This window comes from Ornithinimicrobium sp. CNJ-824, assembly GCF_001942405.1.
GTDB classification, from domain to species: domain Bacteria; phylum Actinomycetota; class Actinomycetes; order Actinomycetales; family Dermatophilaceae; genus Ornithinicoccus; species Ornithinicoccus kibberensis.
The window spans coordinates 181705-202363 of sequence record NZ_MKKA01000022.1 but is presented as its reverse complement, the minus strand read 5'-3'; the positions used below and the strand labels follow the sequence as shown (position 1 = coordinate 202363).

The window sequence follows — 20659 nt, the reverse complement described above, 5'->3', positions numbered from 1 at the left end:
TCGATGATCCTCTCGGTCGAGGACGACCTGCAGGTGGTGGGGCAGGCGACCGACGGGGAACTCGCCGTGGCCGCCGTCGCCGAGCTCGCCCCGGACGTGGTCCTCATGGACGTCCAGATGCCCCGGCTCGACGGCATCGAGGCCACCCGTCGGATCGTGGCCGAGCACCCGGCGGTGCGCGTGGTCATCCTCACCACCTTCGACCGGGACGACTACCTCTTCGACGCCCTCGCGGCCGGGGCGAGCGGCTTCCTGCTCAAGAACGCCGACCCGGACGACCTCGTCGACGCCGTCCGCGCGGCGGCGCACGGGCACGCCCTGCTGGCCCCGGAGGTGACCCGGCGGGTCATCGAGCGCAGCACCGGGCACGACGCCGGCCCCGCGACCGGGGCGGAGTCCCCCGGAGGGGCGGGCGAGGGCATACCCCTGCCGTCGTTGACCCAGCGGGAGCGGGAGGTGCTCGTCCTCGTGGCCCGGGGCCTGTCCAACGCCGAGATCGCCCGCGAGGCCTACGTCAGCGAGGCCACCGTCAAGACGCACGTGTCCAACGTGCTGGCCAAGCTCGGGGTGCGCGACCGGGTGCAGGCGGTCGTGGCCGCCTACGAGGCCGGGCTGGTCGCACCGGGCGGCTGAGCCGGCGTCCCGCCCCGGCGCCGCGGGCGTCGTCCTGCGACGCGGGACGGAGACCGATCTCGCCCGCACGGCCGATGTGGCCGTCGCCGGTGCCCGACTAGCGTCGAGCACGACAGGACACACACCACCCGCCGGGCCCTGGCCCGGCGGCGGGAGCAGGAAGGCGGACGGGTGCTCGAGCTGAGGGGACTGACGCGGCGGTACGGCGACGTGCTGGCCGTGGACGAGGTGAGCTTCACCGTGCCACGGGGGGCGATGGTCGGCTTCGTGGGCGGCAACGGCGCCGGCAAGACGACGACGATGCGGATGGTCATGGGGGTGCTGGCCCCGAGCGCCGGGGAGGTGCTCTGGCAGGGACGACCCGTCACGGCGGGCGACCGGGCCCGGTTCGGCTACATGCCCGAGGAGCGCGGGCTCTACCCCAAGCAGCCGGTGCTGCCCCAGCTGACCTACCTGGGCCAGCTGCACGGGATGAGCGCCCCCGCCGCCCGGGAGCGATCGCGCGACCTGCTGGAGCGGTTCGGCCTCGGGGAGCGGGTCAAGGACAAGCTGGAGACCCTCTCGCTGGGCAACCAGCAGCGGGCCCAGATCATCGCCTCGGTGCTGGGCGACCCGACCCTGCTCGTCCTCGACGAGCCGTTCTCCGGCCTGGACCCCTCCGCCGTGGACCAGATGAGCGAGCTGCTGCGCGAGCATACCGCGCGGGGCGTGCCGGTGCTCTTCAGCTCCCACCAGCTCGAGCTGGTCGACCGGCTCTGCGACTCCATCGTCGTGCTGCACCAGGGACGGGTGGTGGCCCACGGCTCCGCGGAGCAGCTGCGGGCCGGGGCGCCGCTGCGCTACCGCCTGACCATGGCCGGCGACACCGGGTGGGTGCGCGGCGTGCCCGGGGTCGAGGTCCTCGACGTGGACGGGCCCACGGCCGTCGTCGCCCCGGCCGACGAGCAGGTCGCCGAGCGGCTGCTCGTCGACGCCGTCGCCCGCGGGGGCGTGCGGGAGTTCGCCCGCGTCGTGCCGACCCTGTCCGAGATCTACCGGGAGGTGGCCTCCGTATGAGCACCACGCAGACGACCAGCAGCACCCGTGGCACGGACCCGGCCCGCACGCCCGGCCCGACCGGGCCGTCGGGCGGAGAGCCTGCGGGGGCCGACCCCGGGCGGACGACCCGCCGGGCGCCGTGGACCCTCGTGGCCGCTCGCGAGGTGCAGGTGCGCCTCACCGACCGGACCTTCCTGCTCTCGACGGTCTTCACCGTCGTCCTCATCCTCGGCGCGATGGTCGTGCGGCCCTCATCGGCGGCGGTGGCGGCGTGGACTACAGGGTGGCCACCACCGGCCCCGACGCCACGTCCGTCGTGGAGCGGGTCGACCCCGCGGCCATGGGCGCGCTGTCCTTCGACGGCGAGGAGCCGACCGTTACCGTCGAGGAGGTCGCGGACCGGTCCGCAGCGGAGGAGTCGGTCCTCGAGGGCGACGCGGACCTGGCCCTGGTCGGCGGCCCGGGCGAGTGGGAGGTGCTGGCCGACGGGTCCCCCCCGACGACGCTGCTGGGCGCGGTGTCCGACGTCGTGCGCACCGACGCCCTCGCCGCCAACGCGGAGGCGGCCGGGACCAGCGTGACCGAGCTGACCGCCGGCACCGAGGTCCGGCTGACCGACCTGGCCGAGGTCACCGAGGACGAGGGCATGCCGGAGCAGGTGACCTTCCTGCTCGGCTTCGGGTTCGCCTTCCTCTTCTACATGGCCGCGATCATGTTCGGCATGCAGATCGCCAGCTCGGTGGTCGAGGAGAAGCAGTCCCGGATCGTGGAGATCCTGGCCGCGGCCATCCCGGTGCGCCAGCTGCTCATGGGCAAGGTCGCGGGCAACACGCTGCTGGCCTTCGGGCAGATGGCGCTGCTGGTCGCCACGGCCCTCGTGGGGCTGACCTTCACCGACCTCGACGTGGCCCTGCCGGGGCTGGCGGAGGCGGTCGGCTGGTACCTGCCCTTCTTCCTCCTCGGCTTCGTGGCGCTGGCCTGCATCTGGGCCGCGGCGGGGGCCCTGGCCTCCCGGACCGAGGACCTGCAGTCCACGACGATGCCGCTGACGATGGTGCTCGTCGTCGCCTTCATCGCGGCCCTCAACCTCCAGGGGGTATGGCGTGAGGTCGCCTCGTTCGTGCCGCTGCTGTCGACGCTGCTCATGCCGCTGCGGATCCTCGAGGGCGACGTGTCCTGGTGGGAGCCGGTGCTGGCCCTGGTGCTCGTGGCCCTGTTCTGCCTGGTGACCATCCTCGTCGGGACCCGGCTCTACCAGCGGGCGCTGCTGCACACCTCGGGCAGCCTGAGCTGGCGCAAGGGCATGCGCCTCTCGGAGTGAGCCGGGGGCCGGAGGGCGGCTAGGGTGCGAGGGTGAGCAGCCCCGAGCACGCCGGCAGCGCGACCGAGCCCAGGCACCCCGTCCGTGACCAGCGGCTGCTCGTCGGCCTGGACGTCGACGGCACCCTCGTGCACCACGACGGCACCCTGTCCCCCCGCGTGGTCGACGTCGTCCGCCGGCTCGACGAGCTGCCCCACGTCGAGGTCGTCATCGCCACCGGCCGCGCCGTCGAGGCCACCCTCCCGGTCATGGAGCAGCTGGGCCTGCTCACCCCGGGCCGGCAGACGGTCTGCTCCAACGGCGCGGTGACCGTCGAGGTGGACCCGGATACCGAGCGCGGGTTCCGGGTGGTGGACGTGGTCACCTTCGACCCGGCCCCGGCCATCTCGCTCGTGCGCAGGGAGCTGCCGGGCGCACTCATCGCCGTGGAGGACGTCGGCTCCGGATTCAAGGTCAGCACCCCCTTCCCCCACGGTGAGCTGTGGGGCGAGGAGAAGGTGGTCCCCGTCGAGGAGCTGATGGCCGACCCGGTCACCCGCGTCACCTTCCGCGACCCCAGCTCCACCTCCGAGGAGTTCAGCGAGCTGGTCGAGCGCATGGGTCTGCACGGCGTGAGCTACGCCGTCGGCTGGTCCGCCTGGCTCGACCTGGCCCCCGAGGGCGTCTCCAAGGCGTCCGCCCTCGAGCAGGTCCGTCGGCACCTGCACGTCGAGCCCTACCGCACCGTGGCCGTCGGCGACCAGCGCAACGACTGCGAGATGCTCGTCTGGGCCGCCTGCAGCTACGCCATGGGCCAGGCCCCGGCGGAGGTGCTGGAGGCCGCCGACCGGGTCACCGGCACCGTCGAGGAGGACGGGCTGGTCGACGCGCTGGAGGAGGTCCTGGCCGAGCTTGCCTGAGCCGACGACCATCACCTCCCCGGCCAACCCCCGGGTCAAGGCGCTCGCCGCCCTGCGGCGCCGCCGCACCCGGGACGAGCAGGGGCGCACCCTCGTCGAGGGCCACGAGGAGCTCGACCTGGCGCTGCGGGCCGGCGTCGTGCCCGAGACGCTCTACGTCTGCCCCGAACTCATGGGCGACCGGGCGCGCAGCTCCGACGTCGTGGGCCGCGCCGCCCGCCTGGGGGCCGAGGTGGTCCGGCTGTCCCGTCCGGCCTTCGAGAAGGCCGCCTACCGGGAGGGCCCCGACGGGTTCCTGGCCGTCGTGCCCACCGTCGACCGGCGGTGCGCCGACCTGGACCTGCCCGACGACCCGCTGGTCCTCGTGTGCCAGTCGGTGGAGAAGCCCGGCAACCTGGGGGCCATGCTGCGCACCGCCGACGCCGCCGGGGTGTCCGCGGTCGTCGCGGCCGACCCGGTCACCGACTGGGGCAACCCCAACACCGTCCGCGCGTCCAAGGGCACGGTCTTCGCCGTGCCGGTCGCCTCCGACGGCACGGCGACCACGCTCGCCTGGCTGCGCGCGCACGGCATACCCCTCGTGGCGGCCACCCCGGACACGCGGACCGAGCACACGCAGGTGGACTGGACCGGCCCGGTCGCGGTGGCCGTGGGCACCGAGAAGGAGGGGCTGACCCGCGAGCTGCTCGACGCCGCCGACCACCGGGTCCGCATCCCCATGGTGGGGCGGGCCGACTCGCTCAACGTGTCGACGTCCGCGGCCATCCTGCTCTACGAGGCCGTGCGGCAGCGCAGGGGCCGGGCCGGGTCCTGAGCGTTCCGTGGCGTGTGTCACGATGACGACATGCGCATCGACCACGTGAGCTACGCCGCCGGTCCCGAGGGTCTGCAGGAGACGGCGGCCCGGCTGGGGGAGCAGCTCGGCGTCGAGCCGGTCGACGGCGGGGTGCACCCGCGGTTCGGCACGCGCAACGTCATCCTGCCCCTGGCGGAGCGGCGATACCTCGAGGTCGTCGACTGCCTGGACCACCCGGCCTCGGACAAGGCGCCCTTCGGCCAGGCCGTCAAGGCCCGGTCGAACCGGGGCGGCGGCTGGATGGCGTGGGTCGTGGCCGTCGACGACCTGGGGCCGGTCGAGGAGCGGCTGGGCCGGGGCGCCGTGGACGGCAACCGGCACACCCCCCAGGGCGTGGACCTGCGTTGGCGCCAGATCGGGGTCAAGAACGTCATCGACCACGGCAACCTGCCGTTCTTCGTGCGCTGGGAGTCGCCGCCGGAGGACCACCCCAGCCAGCTGGCCGAGTCGCGGGCGCGGCTGGCCGGTCTGACGATCGGCGGGGAGCCGACGATCGTGCGGGCCTGGCTCGGCCTGGGTGACGCCCCGGAGGGCGCCTTTGAGTCGCAGGTGGAGTTCGGCTTCGTCGAGGACGACGCCTGCCCGTGCCTCTACGAGGTCACCTTCGAGACGCCCGAGGGGCGCGTCGTCGTCTGAGGGCGGCGGGCCGTCGGCCCCGGAGGCTGCGAGACCCCCGAAACATGCGTGAGACCCCCGAAATATCGGGGGTCTCACGGCATGTCGGGGGGTCTGGCCCGGTGGGGCCGGGCCCTGGAGCCCAGCCGCGGGCTCAGTCCTTGCCGTACCCCCGCAGCCGCAGGCTGTTGAGGACCACCAGCACCGAGGACATCGCCATCGCGCCGCCGGCGATCATCGGCGTCAGCATGCCGAACGCGGCCAGCGGGATCGCCAGGGTGTTGTAGCCGAACGCCCAGAGCAGGTTCTCCTTGATGATCCGCAGCGTCTTGCGGGACAGGCCGATGGCGTCGGCGACCGCGTCGACGTCGGAGCGCATGAGCACGATGTCGGCGGACTCGGCGGCCACGTCGGTGCCCGACCCCATCGCCATCCCCAGGTCGGCCTGCGCGAGGGCTGCGGCGTCGTTCACACCGTCGCCGACCATGGCCACGACCCGGCCCCGCTCCTGCAGCGCCTTCACGTGGGCGAACTTGTCCTGCGGCAGCACGCCGGCGTCGACGTTGGCCTCGGCGATCCCGACCTCCCGGGCGATCGCGCGCGCAGTGTGCTCGTTGTCCCCGGTCAGCAGGTACGGCGTCAGGCCCTGCTCGCGCAGGCGCGCCACGGCGGCGGCGCTGGTCGGGCGCGGGGTGTCGGTCACCGTCAGGGCGGCCCGGGCGATGCCGTTCCAGCCGACGAGGACGGTCGTCCCGGTGCCGGCGTCGAGGGCGGCCCGCAGCTGGGCGGGCACCTCGGCGAACAGGTCCGCCTTGCCCACGGTGACCTCGGTGTCCTTGATGGTCGCCCGGGCGCCTGGCCGGGCAGGTTGGTGAAGGCGGTCGTGGTGACCAGCTCCACCCCCCGGTCCCGGGCGGCGTCGACGATGGCCCGGGCGACGGGGTGCTCGCTGCCGGACTCGACGGCGGCGGCGGCCTTGAGCGCCGCCTCCTCGGCGAGCGACCCGGTGGTGACGATGTCCCCGAGGACCGGCTCGCCGGTGGTCAGCGTGCCGGTCTTGTCGAGCACGACGGTGTCCACCCGGCGGGTCGACTCCAGGATCTGCGGGCCCTTGATGAGGATCCCCATCTCCGCACCCCGGCCGGTGCCGGTGAGCAGCGCGGTCGGCGTGGCCAGGCCGAGCGCGCAGGGGCAGGCGATGATGAGCACGGCCACGGCCGGGGCCAGCGCGCCCGCGACGGAGCCGCCGACGACCAGCCAGACCAGGAAGGTCAGGGCCGCCAGGACGAGGACGACGGGGACGAAGACCGCCGAGATCCGGTCGGCCAGCCGCTGCACCGGCGCTTGCCGGTCTGGGCCTGCTCGACCAGGTCTGTGATCCGGGCCAGGGTGGTCTCGGAGCCGACGCGCGTGGCCTCGACGACCAGCCGGCCGTGCCCGTTGACGGTGGCCCCGGTGACATCGTCGCCGGTGGCGACCTCCACCGGCATCGACTCGCCGGTCACCATGCTGGCGTCGACCGTGCTGGCGCCGTCGACGACGCGGCCGTCGGTGGCGATCTTCTCGCCCGGGCGGACGACGAACCGCATCCCCTCGGTCAGCTCCTCGACCGGGATCCGCGACTCGGTCCAGGCGCCGCTGCCGGCCTCGTGCCGCAGCACCGCCACGTCCTTGGCCCCCAGCTCCATGAGCGAGGCCAGCGCCGAGCGCCCCTGCGCCTTGGCCCGGGCCTCGATGTAGCGGCCGATGAGCAGGAAGGCGGTGACGACCGCGACGACCTCGAAGTACAGGTCGTGCGTGAAGCCGGTGAACAGGGCCACGACGGACCACCCCATCGCGGCGGTGGTCCCCACCGAGACGAGGGTGTCCATCGTGGAGGACAGGTGGCGGGCGTTGATGGCGGCGGCGCGGTGGAAGGGGTAGGCCGCCCACAGGTAGACCGGCAGGGTCAGCACGAACTGCAGCCAGTGCCCGGTCGTGCCCAGCGCGTCCCGGACCGGCGGGACCATGTGCAGGACGGCCACGACGGCGGCCAGCACGCCGGCGGTGATCATCCGGGCCCGCAGGGAGTCCTTGCTGACGACGTCGTGCGTCATCGCGGGGGCCCGGCCGCCGCGCTCGTCCTCCAGCGGGGTCGCGCCGTAGCCGGTCTTCTCGACCGTCGCGACGATGTCGGCGACCGACAGCGCGGAGGGGAAGCTGATGCTGGCCTTCTCGGTGGCCAGGTTGACGCTGGCCTCGACCCCGTCGATCTTGTTCAGCTTGCGCTCGATGCGCGCCGAGCACGAGGCGCAGGTCATCCCGGTGATCGCCAGGTCGACGTGCTGGGCGTCGGTGTCGGTGGTGGGCTTCGTGCTGGTGCTCATGGCTCCTGCTCGGGGAGGGGTATGACGTGGTGCCGCCGGGTCGGTCGGGTGCGGTCGTCCCGGGAGGGCCCGGGCCGGTCGCCGGACGCCCGGCGGCGGGCGTCCGGCCCAGGCCCACGGGTGGGCTCAGACGGAGGCGGTGTAGCCGGCCTCCTCGACGGCCGCGCGGGCCGCCGGGAGGTCGAGCGGGCCGTCGGACTCGACGAAGACGTCGGTGTCGCCGCCCTCGACGAGGTCGTCGACCCGCACCTCGAGCACGCCGTCGACCTCCTTGAGCTCCTCGGTGACCGAGGCGACGCAGTGGCCGCAGGTCATCCCGGAGACGACGATCTTGGTGGTCTGGTTCTGGACGGGGGTGTCGGGGCTGGTCATGGGGCTGCTCCTTCGTCGGTGGGGATGGGTCAGCTGCGCACGAGCCGGGCGATCGCCTCGGAGGCCTCGCGGACCTTGGCCTGCCCGGCCTCGTCGGACTCCTTGGCCGCGTCGACGACGCAGTGGCCGATGTGGTCCTCCAGCAGGCCGAGGCTGACGGCCTGGAGGGCCTTGGTCACAGCGCTCACCTGGGTGAGCACGTCGATGCAGTAGGTGTCCTCCTCGACCATACGGGCGATGCCGCGGACCTGTCCCTCGATGCGGCGCAGCCGCTTGAGGTAGTCGTCCTTCGATCCGGTGTATCCGTGCACGGCCATGACAACAGCATACCCCTCTGGGGTATTCCGTCAGGACGTCAGCAGCGACCGGGAGCCGAGCAGGCGTTGCGGCGTCAGCCGGATCACCACCCGCCGCGGGTTGATCCGCGGGGGCCGGTAGCGGACGGCGTAGAGCTCCTCCGCCAGGGCCACGGCCCCGGGGTCGCGCTCGACGACGGCCCTGCCGGCGATGCTCAGCCAGCGACGCCCGTCGACCTGGGCCACGGTGCGCGCGGGTCCCGCTCGACGTTGCGCACCTTCTGGCTCCCGTCGCTGGTGATGACCCGCACCACGCCGTCCGAGCAGGTGAAGCCGACGGCGACGACGTGGATCAGGCCCCCGGGGCCGACGGTGGACAGCGTCGCCAGGTGCCGCTCGGCGAGGAAGGCAGCACCCGGCTCGCCCAGCCCGTCCAGGGCGGAGGTCACGGCGCGAACTCGCAGAAACTCTCGTAGTGGTCGTCGGTGTAGTACCAGACCTCCGGATCGGTGGTACCGCCGCCGGCGACGATCCGGCGGGCGCCGCGGTGGTCCAGGCCGGGCGTCTCCACGGTGTACTCGCGGTAGTAGCCGCGGGACTCCTCGGGCAGGTAGCCCTCGTAGTTGCCGAACGTCGACCCGTCCTTGCCGGGGTAGTCGAAGGGGCCGCCGGCCTCGACGTCGTCGGCCACCTCGTCCAGCTCGACGGGCAGCTCGTCGTCCCGGCACGCGTCGATGCCGTCCCAGTCGCGGGTGTCCACCCCGCGCGGCTCCTCCCCGCCCGTGCCGTCGGTGGACCCGCCCTCGGCGTCCGGGTCGAATGGCGCGAAGCCGTCGTCCGCCGCGGTGTCGTCCGGCACCTCGGGCGTGGGGCCCTCGACCGGGTCCTCGGCGGGGTCCGCGTCCTGGGCCTGCGCCGTGGGGCTGGGGCGGGGGGCGTCGGCCCCGGGGTCCTCCCCGGCCCCGCCCTGGCCGAGCATCAGCCAGACGAGCAGCAGGACGACGAGCACGAGCAGCACGGCCGCCACCGGCCGGCTCAGCCTCATCGGTCCCCTCCGGCGTCCCGGCCCGCGCCGTCCTCGGAGGCGGCGTCCCCCGCGGCAGGGGGCCGCCCGATCCGCGCCTCGCCGAACGCCACCACCGTCAGGTCGTCGGCGTCGTCGAGGATCTCCCCGAGGATCCACCAGCCGCGCCCGTCCGCGCAGGCCAGGCGTTCGGCGTCCTTCCACAGCAGGGCCACCATCCGACCGTCCCAGATCTGCGGCAGGTCACGAAGGGTGTCGACCATCGCGTCCAGGTTGCGCTCCGCCGGGGACGGCAGCCCCAGGGCCGCGGCCAGCTCCGCCTGGGCCCCCCGCAGGTCGGCGTGCACGGGCGTGGTCGCCTCGACCACGGCATACCCCGCGTCGGCCAGGTGGGTGCGCACCCCGTCGAGCCGTTCGGCGGGGACGAGGATCATGCCTGCCCCAGGTGGTCGACGAGGTCGGCGGCGATCCCGGTGTAGCCGGCGGGGGTCAGCGCGACGAGCCGCTCCTCCTCCTCGGACGGCAGCCCCAGCCCCCGGACGAACTCCACGAGCTCGGCCTGGCCGATCCGCCGTCCCCGGGTCAGCTCCTTGAGCCGCTCGTAGGGGTTGGTCATCCCCTCGACGCCGCGCGCCGCGAGCGCCCGCATGACCGACTGGACCGGCTCGGCGAGCACCTCCCAGTTGGCGTCGAGGTCGCGGGCCATCGCCTCCGGCACCGCGTCCAGGCCGGCGAGCCCGCGGGAGACGTTGTCGAGCGCGAGCAGGCCGTGGCCCAGCGCCGTGCCGATGTTGCGCTGCATCGAGGAGTCGGTGAGGTCGCGCTGCAGCCGGCTGGTCACCAGCGTGGTCGCGAGCACGTCGAGCAGGGCGTTGGACACCTCGAGGTTGGCCTCGGCGTTCTCGAACCGGATCGGGTTGACCTTGTGCGGCATCGTGCTGGACCCGACGGTGCCCTGGCCGCGGACCTGGGCGAAGTAGCCCATCGAGATGTAGGTCCACATGTCGGTCGCCAGGTTGTGCAGGATCCGGTGGAACCGGGCCACGTCGGCGTAGAGCTCCGCCTGCCAGTCGTGGCTCTCGATCTGGGTGGTCAGCGGGTTCCAGGTCAGCCCCAGGTGCTCGACGAAGGAGCGGCTGACCTGCTGCCAGTCGGCGCCGGGCACCGCCACGACGTGGGCGCCGTAGGTGCCGGTGGCCCCGTTGAGCTTGCCCAGGTATGCCGCTCCCTCGACCCGGCGCAGCTGGCGCCGCAGCCGCCAGGCCAGGACCGCCAGCTCCTTGCCCATCGTCGTGGGGGTGGCCGGCTGGCCGTGGGTGTGGGCCAGCAGGGGGACGTCGGCCAGGTCGCGGGCCATCGTGGACAGCTGGTCGACGAGCGCCGTCGCGCGCGGCAGCCAGACCTGGGTGACCGCGCCCTGGACCATCAGGGCGTAGGAGGTGTTGTTGACGTCCTCGCTGGTGCAGGCGAAGTGGACCAGCTCGCCGAGGGCGTCGGCCCGGGAAGTGTCGTCGCCGTCGGTGGCCAGGACCTGGGTGAGGCGTCGGCGCAGGAAGTACTCGACGGCCTTGACGTCGTGGACGGTCTCGGCCTCGATCGCGCGCAGCTCCTCGATCGCGGCGGCGTCGAAGTCGGTGACGACGGCGCGCAGGGACTCCTGCTCCTCCGCGCTCAACGACGGGGCGCCGGGGACGACCTGGTGCCCGACGAGGTGGAGGAGCCACTCGACCTCGACGTGCAGCCGGGCCCGGTTGAGCGCGGCCTCGGAGAGGTGGTCGACCAGCGGCGCGACGGCACCGCGGTAGCGGCCGTCGAGGGCCCCCAGCGCGATCGTCGGGCTCAGCTCGGACAGGGGCGTGCGGGCGGCGGGCAGCGGCATGGCTCCATCTTCTCAGCCCCGGGGACGAGCGGTGGTGCGGCCCGCGCCGGTCAGTGCCTGGCGTCCGGGTCGATGTCGTCGGCGCGCAGGTAGTCGTCGGTCACCCGGTCGCGGTGCTCGCGGGCGACCCGCGTGGCCTCGTCCGCCTCGGCCTGCAGCCGCTGGGCGCGCTGCTCGGCGTCCTGGGCCTTCTCCCGCAGCTCGCGGGCGCGGTCCTCGGCGCCGGCCACGTAGGTCTCCCCGCCCTGGGCCCGCTCGCGCAGGTGGGACGCCTCGGTGCGGGCCTGCTCCTGCTTCTTGCGCCGGGCGATGAAGAACCACGCCAGGAGCGCGGCCAGGACCACCAGCCCCAGGACGATCCACCAGATCGGGTCGATGTCGGACATGGCGCTCACGCTAGTGGACCGGGCGGGTCCCGTCCTGCGCAGCGGCGAGGGCGCGGACCGTCCCGGGCGTGACCTGCGGCCAGTCGCGCGCCGGTCCGACCGGGCGGTGGCTCACCGCCACGACCGTCGTCGTGGACCCGACCTGCCCGTCCAGGCCGGCGAGCGCGCGCTCGGCGGTGGCGTCGTCCAGGTGGGCCGTCGGCTCGTCGAGCAGGACCAGCGGACGGTCGGCCAGGACGGCCCGGGTCATCGAGAGCCGGGCGCGCTCGCCGCCGGAGAGCCCGGTCAGCGGGGTGTCCAGGCCGTCCGGCAGGGTGGCGAACCAGTGCCCCAGGTCGACCGTGCGCAGCGCCCGGATCATCTCCTCGTCGTCGGCACCGGGCGCCGCCAGGGCGAGGTTGGCCCGGACGCTGCCGGCGAAGGCGTGCGGCTCGTCGTCGACGAGGGCGATGCGCGAGCGCGCCTGGGCCAGGTCGAGCTCCAGCACGTCGGTCCCGGCCGTCGTGGCCCGGCCCGCCGCCGGGTCGAGGTGGCGGGCCAGCACCGCTAGCGCGGTCGACTTCCCGGTGCCGTTGGGGCCGGACAGGGTCACCCGCGACCCCGCGGGCAGGTCGAGGTCGGTCGGCAGCAGGTCCGGCGGCACCTCGGCACGCCCGACGTCCGTCGGCCAGCTCGCGGCCACCCCGTCCCAGCGCACGTCCGCCGGCGCAGCGGCGGCCAGGCGTCGCCGGCCCGCACCGGCGACCGCGGGCTCCTGGCCCAGCACCCGGTCCAGCCGCGCCGCCGCGGCGCGTGCCCTGGCCCGGGCGCCCGCGACGTCCGCCAGGCCCACCCACGCGTCGGCCAGGGCCATCGGGACCAGCGCGACGAGCGCGGCGTAGGGCCCGCTGAGCAGGCCGGCGGCGAGCGCGTCGGCGACGCGGAGGGCGACCACCGCGGTGGTCCCGGCGACGACCAGCCACAGCACGGCCGTCGTCGCGCCCCGGGCGGCGGCCAGCCTGCTCTCGGCCCGGAGCTGGTCGTGCTCGCCGTCGACGACGGGCCCCAGGAGGCGGGTGCGGTCGGCGTGCAGCCCGGTCGTGGCCTGCACCGGCAGCAGCCGGGTCACGAGGGCCGTCACGGTGTGCCGCACCCGGCCCCGCGCGGCGACGACGGTCCCCTGCGCCGCCCGCTCGGCGGCATACCCGGCGGCGCCGACCCCCAGCGCGAGGAGCCCGCCGAGGGCCACCACCAGCCCGGCGGACGGCAGGTGCCACGCCGCGACGACGGCGCCCACGACGGTCGCGATGCCGGTCGACCAGGCCGGCACCGTCACCCGGACCTGCTCGTCGACGACGTCGTCCAGGTCGCGCACGACCGCGGTGAGCAGCTCCCCCCGGCTGCGCCGGCCGAGCCGGGCGGGGGTCAGCGGCACGAGCCGCGCGAACACCGTGGCGCGGCGGTCGGCCAGGTCGGCCAGGGCCACGTCGTGCGACACGACCCGTTCGGCGTAGCGCAGCACGGGCCGCGCCAGCCCGAACGCCCGCACGCCCACGATGGCGACCATGAGGGTGAGCACGACCGGCTGCGTCGAGGCCTGCACGATGAGCCACCCGGACGTGGCCGTCAGCGCCACCCCGGCACCCACCGACAGGCCGCCGAGGACGCACGCGGCGGCCAGGCCGGCCCGTCCGCGGAGCGCACCGAGGAGGGGTGTGCCCTCGTCGCGTCCCCGCGCCGCGTCCGACCGGGCGGGACCTCCGGCCGGCGGCACCGCCGCGGTCGGGTCGTCGAGGGGCACGGGCTCCAGGTGCCAGCGGTCGTCCGCCAGGGCGGCCAGGTCGGGGTCGTGGGTGACCGCGACGACCCGGCGGCGGGCGGCGAGGTCGAGGACCGCGCGGTGGAGGAGGGGCACGGAGCCGGCGGCGACGTTGGCGGTCGGCTCGTCGAGCAGGACGAGGGGCGCGTCGGACAGCAGCGCCCGCGCCAGGGCCAGCCGGGCGCGCTGTCCGGCGGAGAGGCCGAAGCCGTCCTCGCCGAGGTCGGTCTCCAGGCCGTCGCGGGCCGCGAGGTCGTCCCAGAGCCCGACCCGGCGGAGGGCGTCGACGAGGGTGGCGTCGGAGCCGTCGGTCGGCGCCACGAGCAGCAGGTTGTCGCGCACGGTGCCCGGCAGCAGGACCGGCCGCTGGCTCGCCAGGAAGGCGCGGGGGGCGGCGACCGAGCCAGCGGCGGGGACGCGCAGGCCGGCCAGCAGCTCCAGCACGGTCGTCTTGCCGGCCCCCGAGGGCCCGGTGAGCACGGTCAGGCCGGGCGAGGCCGGGGTGGTCAGCTCGACGTCGACGAGCGTGCGGCTGCGGCCGCGGTGGGCGTAGGACAGCGCGTGCAGCCCGACGTGGTCGACCGGGCCGAGCGCCGGCGGGTTCCCCGCCGGCGCGGCGGCGACGTCCGGCGCGTCGTCGACGTCCAGCACGCCGTCGGCGGCCAGCTCGGCCAGGGCGGTCGCGCCGTCGGCGGCGCTGTGGAACTCGGCGCCGACCCGGCGGACCGGCCAGTACGCCTCCGGCGCGAGCAGGATGGCGACCAGGCCCACGGTGAGGTCCATCGCGCCGTAGGCCAGCCGCAGCCCGACCGCGACGGCGACCAACGCGACCGAGATGGTGGCCAGCAGCTCCAGGGCGGCGGTCGACAGGAACGCGGTCCGCAGCGTGGCGGTCGTGGCCGCCCGGTGCCGCTCGCCGACCTCCCGCACGACGCCGACCTGGTGGTCGGCCCGGCCGTAGGCCACCAGCGTCGGCAGCCCCCGGACCACGTCGAGGAAGTGGCCGCCGAGCAGCGCCATCGCGCCCCAGCGCCGCTCGGTCTGCTCCTGGGTGTGCCGGCCCACGAGCGCGGCGAAGACCGGCAGCAGGGGCAGGGTGAGGACCACGATGAGCGCGCTCCACACGTCCACGACGGCCAGGACGAGCACGGTCAGCGCCGGCACGACCGCGGCGGTGACCAGCGCCGGCAGGTAGCGGGCGACGTAGGGCTCGAGGGCCGTCACCCCGTCGGTGGCCCGCGTCAGCGCCACGTCCGTCGGCGGGCGCTCCTCCTCGGGGCGGGCCGACCAGCGTCGGAGCACGGCGAGGCGCACCTGGCCGGACACCCGCTGCCCGGCCCGGCGCGCGGCATACTCCCCGGCCCCGCCCAGCAGACCGCGGAGGGCCAGCAGCCCCACCAGCCCGGCGAGGACCGGGCCGACCGGGCCGTCGCCGACCACCTGCGCGACGAGCAGCGCCAGCACGACCGCCTGCGCGACCGCGGCGACGCCGTCGAGCACGCCGAGGACCGACAGCACCGCCACCGGTCCGCGCGTGGCGGGCAGCGCCTCCAGCAGGCGGGGGTCGAAGGGGCCGGTCCGGGCGGACCGGCCCCGGGGGTGGCGGCGGCCGCTCACCGCTCCCCGGCGAGCGCCGCCCGGGTCTCCTCGGTCGCGGCGGCGGGGTGCACGTCGGTCGGGATGTGGTGGCCCGAGATCCGCTTGCGGAAGGTCCAGTAGGTCCACGACTGGTAGAGCAGCACGATGGGGGTGAAGATCACCGCGACGACGGTCATGATGCCCAGGGTCTTCTGGCTGGAGGAGGCGTTCTCCACCGTCAGCGACCAGGCCGGGTCGAGGCTGGAGGGCATGACGTCGGGGAACAGCGCGAGGAACAGCGAGACCGTCGCCAACGCGATCGCACCGAAGGTCCCGGCGAAGGCCCACCCCTCCCGGCCCCGCCAGGCCATGAGCAGCGCGGCCACGAGGGCCACGGCCGCCAGCGCCGCCGCCACCCAGGACACCAGGCCCCCGGTGCGGGCGTGGACCATGCCCAGCCAGACCACCGCGAGGGCGGCGGAGACGACGCCGACCTTCAGGCCGAGGCGCGGGCGTCGTGGCGCAGCCGGCCGTCGGTCTTCAGCGCCACGAAGAGGGCGCCGTGGGTGACGAAGAGGGTCAGCGTCACCAGGCCGCCGAGCAGGGCGAGCGGGTTGAGCAGGTTGAAGAAGCCGCCGACGTACTCCATGTCCTGGTCGATCGGCACGCCGACGACGATGTTGGTGAACGCCACGCCCCACAGCAGCGCCGGCAGGAACGAGCCGACGACGATCATCGCGTCCATCCGGGCGCGCCAGGTCCGCGAGTCGACCTTGCCGCGGTACTCCAGGCCGATCCCGCGCACGATGAGCGCGACGAGGATGAGCAGCAGCGGCAGGTAGAAGCCGGAGAACAGGGTGGCGTACCAGTGCGGGAAGGCCGCGAAGGTCGCGCCGCCGGCGGTGAGCAGCCACACCTCGTTGCCGTCCCAGAACGGGCCGATCGAGGACAGCATCTGCCGGCGGCGGGTCTCCCCGGTGTGCCGGACCGCGTCGGTGCCCGCGTCGGTCTCGTCCCGGCCGAGGACCGGCAGCAGGGTGCCGACGCCGTAGTCGAAGCCCTCGAGGACGAAGTAGCCGACCCACAGCACGGCGATGAGGATGAACCAGACGGTGGTGAGTTCCATGATCCGTTTCCTTGGGTATGCCGTGCGTTCAGTAGGAGAAGACGTAGGCGTCGTCGTCGGACCGGTCCCGCGGGTCGTAGGAGGCGTCCTCGGGGACCTCCTCGGCGCCGGCCCGGCCGTAGCGCAGGATCAGCGCGACCTCCACGACCGCCAGCGCGCCGTAGAGCAGGGTGAAGACGACCATCGAGGTGAGCACCTCGCCTGTCGTGGTGCCGGGGGAGACGCCGGTCTGGGTGGTCATCAGGCCCATGACCAGCCACGGCTGACGGCCCATCTCGGTGAAGATCCAGCCGAAGCTGTTGGCCAGCAGCGGCATGAAGAGCACCAGCGCCCCGGCCCAGCCCCACCAGCGGGAGGTCAGCCGGTCCTCCTCGCCGTCGCGGCCGCGCAGCCGCCACAGCACCGCGGCGCCGACCGCCATCCCGGCGAAGCCCAGGCCCATCATCAGCCGGAAGGACCAGTAGGTCACCGGGATGAGCGGGCGGTAGTCCTCGACCTCGGTCAGCTCGCTGCCGGCGTAGGTCTGCTCGTAGCGCTCCTGGATGTGGTCGATGCCCTCGACCGCGCCCTCCAGCGACCCGGTGGCCAGGTAGGACAGCAGCTTGGGCACGGTGACCGCCCAGACCTCCTCGGTCCCGTCGAGCGTGCCGACGGTGATGATCGAGAAGGGTGCGCCCTCGCCCTCGGGGACGTCCTCGTAGAGGCCCTCGGCGGCGGCCATCTTCATCGGCTGCACCTCGGTCATGATCTTGCCCTGGACGTCGCCGGTGCCGACGACGGCGACGCCGGCGATCAGCAGGGCCCAGGCGCCCAGGCGTGCGGCCTTGCGGTACATCGGCAGGTCGCCGCCGGGGGTCTGGCGGCGCCACAGGTGCCACAGCGCGAAGGCCAGGACGAACGCGGCGCCGGTCATGTAGGCCGCGGCGACCACGTGCGGGAAGGTCACCAGCTGCACCGGGTTGGTCATCACGGCCAGGAAGTCGGTCAGCTCGGCGCGGCCGGTGTCGGGGTTGATCCAGTAGCCGACCGGGTTCTGCATGAACGAGTTGGCCGCGAGGATGAAGTAGGCCGACAGCACGGTCCCGACGTGCACCAGCCACATGAACGAGGCGTGCAGCTTCTCCGGGACGCGTCCCCAGCCGAAGATCCACAGGCCCAGGAAGGTCGACTCGAGGAAGAACGCCAGCAGCGCCTCGATCGCCAGCGGCGCCCCGAAGATGTCGCCGACGAAGCGGGAGTAGTCCGACCAGTTCATCCCGAACTGGAACTCCTGGACGATGCCGGTGACCAGGCCGAGCGCGAAGTTGATCGTGAACAGCTTGCCGAAGAACTTGGTCAGCCGCAGCCACTGCGGGTTGCGGGTGCGCATCCACTGCGTCTGCATGATCGCCACGAGCAGGCTCAGCCCGATCGTGATCGGCACGAAGAAGAAGTGGTAGACGGTGGTGATCCCGAACTGCCACCGTGCAAGGTCCAGTGCGTCCATGAGCTCTTCCTGACGGGCCGGCGCCCCCCCCGGGGCGCGGCGTGCGGACGTCCCGCAGGGTGCGGGCGCGTACTACCTATGGTCGTACGCTACCCCGCCGCCGGGGCCCGGGGCAGGTAATTTGGAGGAACTGTGACGCACCAGACACGGTGGGGTCGGTCACAGTGCGCCGGTCGCCTGCGGACGTGCCTGCGGGCGGCTCAGCCGACGACGGCCAGGGCGGCCAGCGCCGGCGGCAGCAGGACCACCACGAGCGAGGTGGCCACCAGGCCGGCGCGCAGGCCGCGCGGCCGGGGAGGGGCCGCCAGCGCCCGCACCCGGACCGCGACCTGACCGGACCCGACAGCCGGGCCCGGGTCGACGAGGTATGCGGTGCCCGCCCCGGCGCCGAGGGGCTCGCTCGCGCCTCTCGCGGGGTCCCCGGTCGGCACCGCCATGGCCACGAGGGCGCGGGCCAGCGTCGTGGGGCCGCTGCTCGCGGCGGCGGTCCGGTCGGCCAGCATCTCGGCCAGCAGGTGGACCTCGCCGAGCGCCCGGTCGGCCCGGAGACGGGCGGGCACGGCCTCGTGCAGGACGGTGAACAGCTCCAGGAGCAGGTCGTGCCGCTGGGTCAGGTGGGCGTGCTCGTGGGAGAGCACCGCGCCCAGCTGGTTCTCGTCGAGCCGGTCGACCGCGGCGCTGCTCAGCACGATCCGGTCGTGCCGGCCGGGCAGGCAGTAGGCCGTGGGGCTGGCGTGCGCGATGACGGCGACCGGGTGGTCGCTCACCGGGCGGCCGGCCGCGGCGGGCCCGTCCTCGGTCCCCGGCTCGTCGGCCAGGCGCTCGCCGACGAGGTCGACGAGCTCGCGGTGACGTGCCCGGCGACGGCGAAGGTCGGTGCCGACGCGGTGGCCCGACCAGAGCAGCCGGGCCAGCATGAGGCCGGAGAGGGCCACGGCCGCGGTCAGCAGCCAGGGCCGGTCGGTGGGCAGGACGAGCGCGGCGACGGGGGCGGCCAGCAGCGCGCTGGCCACCCCGGCCAGGCTCACCGACTGCCACAGCAGCAGGGCCGGGCCGGGAACGACGCGCAGCCCCGTGCGCCCGGCGAGCAGGTGGGGCGCCGCGAGGGTGAGCAGGAGAGCGCCGACGATCAGCGCAGCGGTGACGACGACCCCCGTCACGGCGTCAGCTGTGGCGGCGCTCGACCTCGGCGAGAGCGGCCCGCAGGTCGTCCAGCTCGGCCGGCGAGGCGTCGTCGAGGAAGTGCATCATCGCCAGCGTGCGGTCGGCCTGGACGTTCTCGAGGGTCGAGCGGAGGGCGGTGGCGGCGAGCGCCTCGCGGGTGGAGGCCGCGGTGTAGCGCCAGGCACGCCCGTCCCGGGTGCGCTCCGCCAGGCCCTTCTTCGCCAGCCGGTCCAGGACGGTCATGATCGTGGTGTAGGCCAGCTCCTTGGTGCCCTCCATGCGGTCCATGACGTCACGGACGGTGAGCTGGGGGCCGTGGGTCCAGAGCGTGTCCATGACGACACGCTCCAGGTCTCCGAGGGCTGCGTTGCGAGGCATGGGGACAACTCTACGACGGTTTGTCGCTGTCGGCCCAGTTCCGGGCCTGCCCCTGGGGATAGCCCTCCGGGTTGGCCTGCTGCCACCGCCAGGTGTCGGCGCACATGTCGGCGACCGTGCGCGTCGCCCGCCACCCCAGCTCCCGCTCGGCCAGCGAGGGGTCGGCGTAGGAGGAGGCGACGTCCCCCGGGCGCCGGGCAACGACCTCGTAGGGGACCGGCCGGCCGCTGGCCTCCTCGAACGCGCGGACCAGCTCCAGGACCGAGGTGCCGTGGCCGGTGCCCAGGTTCCACACCGACAGCGGCCGGTCGTGGGCGGCGATGCGTTCGAGCGCGGCGACGTGCCCGGCGGCCAGGTCCTCGACGTGGATGTAGTCGCGCACCCCCGTCCCGTCCACCGTGTCGTAGTCGTCGCCAAAGACGGACAGCCGCTCCCGCCGACCCACCGCGACCTGCGCGACGTAGGGCATGAGGTTGTTCGGCACGTCCGCGGGGTCCTCGCCGATCCGTCCCGAGGGGTGGGCCCCGACCGGGTTGAAGTAGCGCAGCAGCGCCACCCGCAGCCCGGGGTGGGCGGCGACGGCGTCCCGGAGGATCTGCTCGTTCATCACCTTCGTCCACCCGTAGGGGTTGGTCGCCGACGTCGGGAGGTCCTCGGTCATCGGCACGGGCGCTCCGCGCCGTAGACGGTGGCCGAGGAGGAGAACACCAGGTGGGTTATGCCGTGGCGCACCATCGCCGCGGCCACGGCGATCGTGGCGCCGAGGTTGTTGCGGTAGTAGTCCAGCGGCCGGGCCACGGACTCGCCGACCGCCTTGAAGGCGGCGAAGTGCACGACCGCCTCGAAGCCGGCCCCGTCGAGGAGCCGGTGCAGCTCCTGCTCGTCGGTCACGTCGAGCCGGTGCACCTCCACGGGGCGGCCGGCCAGCTCGGCGAGCCGGTCGACGACGGCCGGGCGCGCGTTGGAGAAGTCGTCCACGACGACCACGTCGTGGCCCGCCGAGAGCAGGTGCAGGACCGTGTGGGAGCCGATGTAACCGGCTCCGCCGGTGACCAGGACGCGCATGGGACCACCCTATGCGGGTGCGTCGTCCCCGGGTCGGTCGTCGTCCAGGTGGCGGTGCTCGGTCCCGGGCTCCGGGGTGGCCTGCTGGCCGACCGCCTCGGCGAGCGCGTCGAGGTACTCGTCGACCGACCGCTCGTCGTAGCCCCTGCGCAGCCCGCCGGTCCCGCGGAACCGGGCCTCGGCGATGACGGGGGCTTGCGCACCGGCCCTCACCGCGTCGAAGACGTCCTCGACGAGGGCGTCCACCTGGTCGGTGTCGTAGCCCGGCCGCACCCGCGTGGTCGGGAAGTCCGAGGGCGTGGGCAGGCGTCCGCGTGCACCCCGGGCGGGACCGGGGCCGTCGGGCGCTCGTCGGAGGGCAGCGGCTGCAGGTCGCGGG

General features: G+C 74.4%; 19 protein-coding genes and 3 pseudogenes. 6 read left to right on the top strand and 16 right to left on the bottom strand.

The window, feature by feature from the left end:
* Nucleotides 1–3 precede the first annotated feature (3 nt).
* From BJF81_RS09860 to BJF81_RS09835, 6 genes are all read left to right on the top strand, one after another.
* Complete coding sequence (locus BJF81_RS09860; protein ID WP_237770172.1) at nt 4–633, top strand: response regulator transcription factor; 630 nt, start codon at nt 4–6, stop codon at nt 631–633.
* A gap of 171 nt (nt 634–804) precedes the next feature.
* Nucleotides 805–1689 (top strand): ABC transporter ATP-binding protein, encoded by an 885-nt coding sequence (locus tag BJF81_RS09855; RefSeq protein ID WP_075958170.1) that lies wholly within the window; start codon nt 805–807, stop codon nt 1687–1689.
* Nucleotides 1690–1942: 253 nt separating this feature from the next.
* Nucleotides 1943–2992, top strand: a complete 1050-nt coding sequence (locus BJF81_RS09850) for an ABC transporter permease (RefSeq protein ID WP_143780772.1) — start codon at nt 1943–1945, stop codon at nt 2990–2992.
* A 32-nt stretch (nt 2993–3024) separates the two neighbouring features.
* Entirely contained in the window at nt 3025–3891 is an 867-nt protein-coding gene (locus BJF81_RS09845) for an HAD family hydrolase (RefSeq protein ID WP_075958169.1), read from the top strand.
* Nucleotides 3884–4705 carry a TrmH family RNA methyltransferase gene (locus BJF81_RS09840; RefSeq protein WP_075958168.1) on the top strand — a complete coding sequence of 274 codons (822 nt, stop codon included), beginning with the start codon at nt 3884–3886 and terminating at the stop codon, nt 4703–4705. The genes BJF81_RS09845 and BJF81_RS09840 overlap by 8 nt, the downstream gene beginning before the upstream one ends.
* A 30-nt stretch (nt 4706–4735) precedes the next feature.
* Entirely contained in the window at nt 4736–5383 is a 648-nt protein-coding gene (locus BJF81_RS09835; protein ID WP_075958167.1) for a VOC family protein, read from the top strand.
* 133 nt (nt 5384–5516) lie between these two features.
* On the opposite strand, the pseudogene BJF81_RS09830 reads toward BJF81_RS09835, so the two are convergent.
* The 16 genes and pseudogenes from BJF81_RS09830 to BJF81_RS18020 form a co-directional block, all read right to left on the bottom strand.
* Nucleotides 5517–7728: pseudogene (locus tag BJF81_RS09830) on the bottom strand (heavy metal translocating P-type ATPase).
* Between the two features lie 126 nt (nt 7729–7854).
* Nucleotides 7855–8100 (bottom strand): heavy-metal-associated domain-containing protein, encoded by a 246-nt coding sequence (locus BJF81_RS09825; protein ID WP_075958166.1) that lies wholly within the window; start codon nt 8098–8100, stop codon nt 7855–7857.
* 29 nt (nt 8101–8129) lie between these two features.
* A complete protein-coding gene (locus BJF81_RS09820; protein WP_075958211.1) occupies nt 8130–8411 on the bottom strand; it encodes a metal-sensitive transcriptional regulator in 282 nt (93 codons plus the stop codon).
* Nucleotides 8412–8447: 36 nt separating this feature from the next.
* Nucleotides 8448–8642: a hypothetical protein gene (locus BJF81_RS19585; protein WP_237770163.1), complete on the bottom strand. Its 195-nt coding sequence runs from the start codon at nt 8640–8642 to the stop codon at nt 8448–8450.
* Nucleotides 8612–8845 (bottom strand): pyridoxamine 5'-phosphate oxidase family protein, encoded by a 234-nt coding sequence (locus BJF81_RS19580; RefSeq protein WP_237770162.1) that lies wholly within the window; start codon nt 8843–8845, stop codon nt 8612–8614. The genes BJF81_RS19585 and BJF81_RS19580 overlap by 31 nt, the downstream gene beginning before the upstream one ends.
* Nucleotides 8842–9441 (bottom strand): ribonuclease domain-containing protein, encoded by a 600-nt coding sequence (locus tag BJF81_RS16840; RefSeq protein ID WP_237770161.1) that lies wholly within the window; start codon nt 9439–9441, stop codon nt 8842–8844. The genes BJF81_RS19580 and BJF81_RS16840 overlap by 4 nt, the downstream gene beginning before the upstream one ends.
* Nucleotides 9438–9854, bottom strand: a complete 417-nt coding sequence (locus tag BJF81_RS09805) for a barstar family protein (protein ID WP_075958165.1) — start codon at nt 9852–9854, stop codon at nt 9438–9440. Before BJF81_RS09805 ends, BJF81_RS16840 begins: the two co-directional genes overlap by 4 nt.
* Complete coding sequence (gene purB, locus BJF81_RS09800; protein WP_075958164.1) at nt 9851–11299, bottom strand: adenylosuccinate lyase; 1449 nt, start codon at nt 11297–11299, stop codon at nt 9851–9853. Before purB ends, BJF81_RS09805 begins: the two co-directional genes overlap by 4 nt.
* 50 nt (nt 11300–11349) lie before the next feature.
* A complete protein-coding gene (locus BJF81_RS09795; RefSeq protein ID WP_143780771.1) occupies nt 11350–11685 on the bottom strand; it encodes an LPXTG cell wall anchor domain-containing protein in 336 nt (111 codons plus the stop codon).
* Nucleotides 11686–11695: 10 nt separating this feature from the next.
* Complete coding sequence (gene cydD, locus BJF81_RS09790) at nt 11696–15100, bottom strand: thiol reductant ABC exporter subunit CydD (protein ID WP_075958162.1); 3405 nt, start codon at nt 15098–15100, stop codon at nt 11696–11698.
* Nucleotides 15097–16187, bottom strand: a pseudogene (gene cydB, locus BJF81_RS09785) (cytochrome d ubiquinol oxidase subunit II). Before cydB ends, cydD begins: the two are co-directional and overlap by 4 nt.
* A 28-nt stretch (nt 16188–16215) precedes the next feature.
* A complete protein-coding gene (locus BJF81_RS09780; protein ID WP_075958161.1) occupies nt 16216–17673 on the bottom strand; it encodes a cytochrome ubiquinol oxidase subunit I in 1458 nt (485 codons plus the stop codon).
* 200 nt (nt 17674–17873) lie between these two features.
* Entirely contained in the window at nt 17874–18833 is a 960-nt protein-coding gene (locus tag BJF81_RS09775) for a M56 family metallopeptidase (RefSeq protein WP_075958160.1), read from the bottom strand.
* Between the two features lie 4 nt (nt 18834–18837).
* Complete coding sequence (locus BJF81_RS09770) at nt 18838–19215, bottom strand: BlaI/MecI/CopY family transcriptional regulator (RefSeq protein WP_075958159.1); 378 nt, start codon at nt 19213–19215, stop codon at nt 18838–18840.
* A 10-nt stretch (nt 19216–19225) separates the two neighbouring features.
* Nucleotides 19226–20280 (bottom strand): annotated as a pseudogene (gene galE / locus BJF81_RS09765) (UDP-glucose 4-epimerase GalE).
* Between the two features lie 9 nt (nt 20281–20289).
* Nucleotides 20290–20553, bottom strand: a complete 264-nt coding sequence (locus BJF81_RS18020) for a DivIVA domain-containing protein (RefSeq protein ID WP_075958158.1) — start codon at nt 20551–20553, stop codon at nt 20290–20292.
* Between the last annotated feature and the right edge of the window lie 106 nt (nt 20554–20659).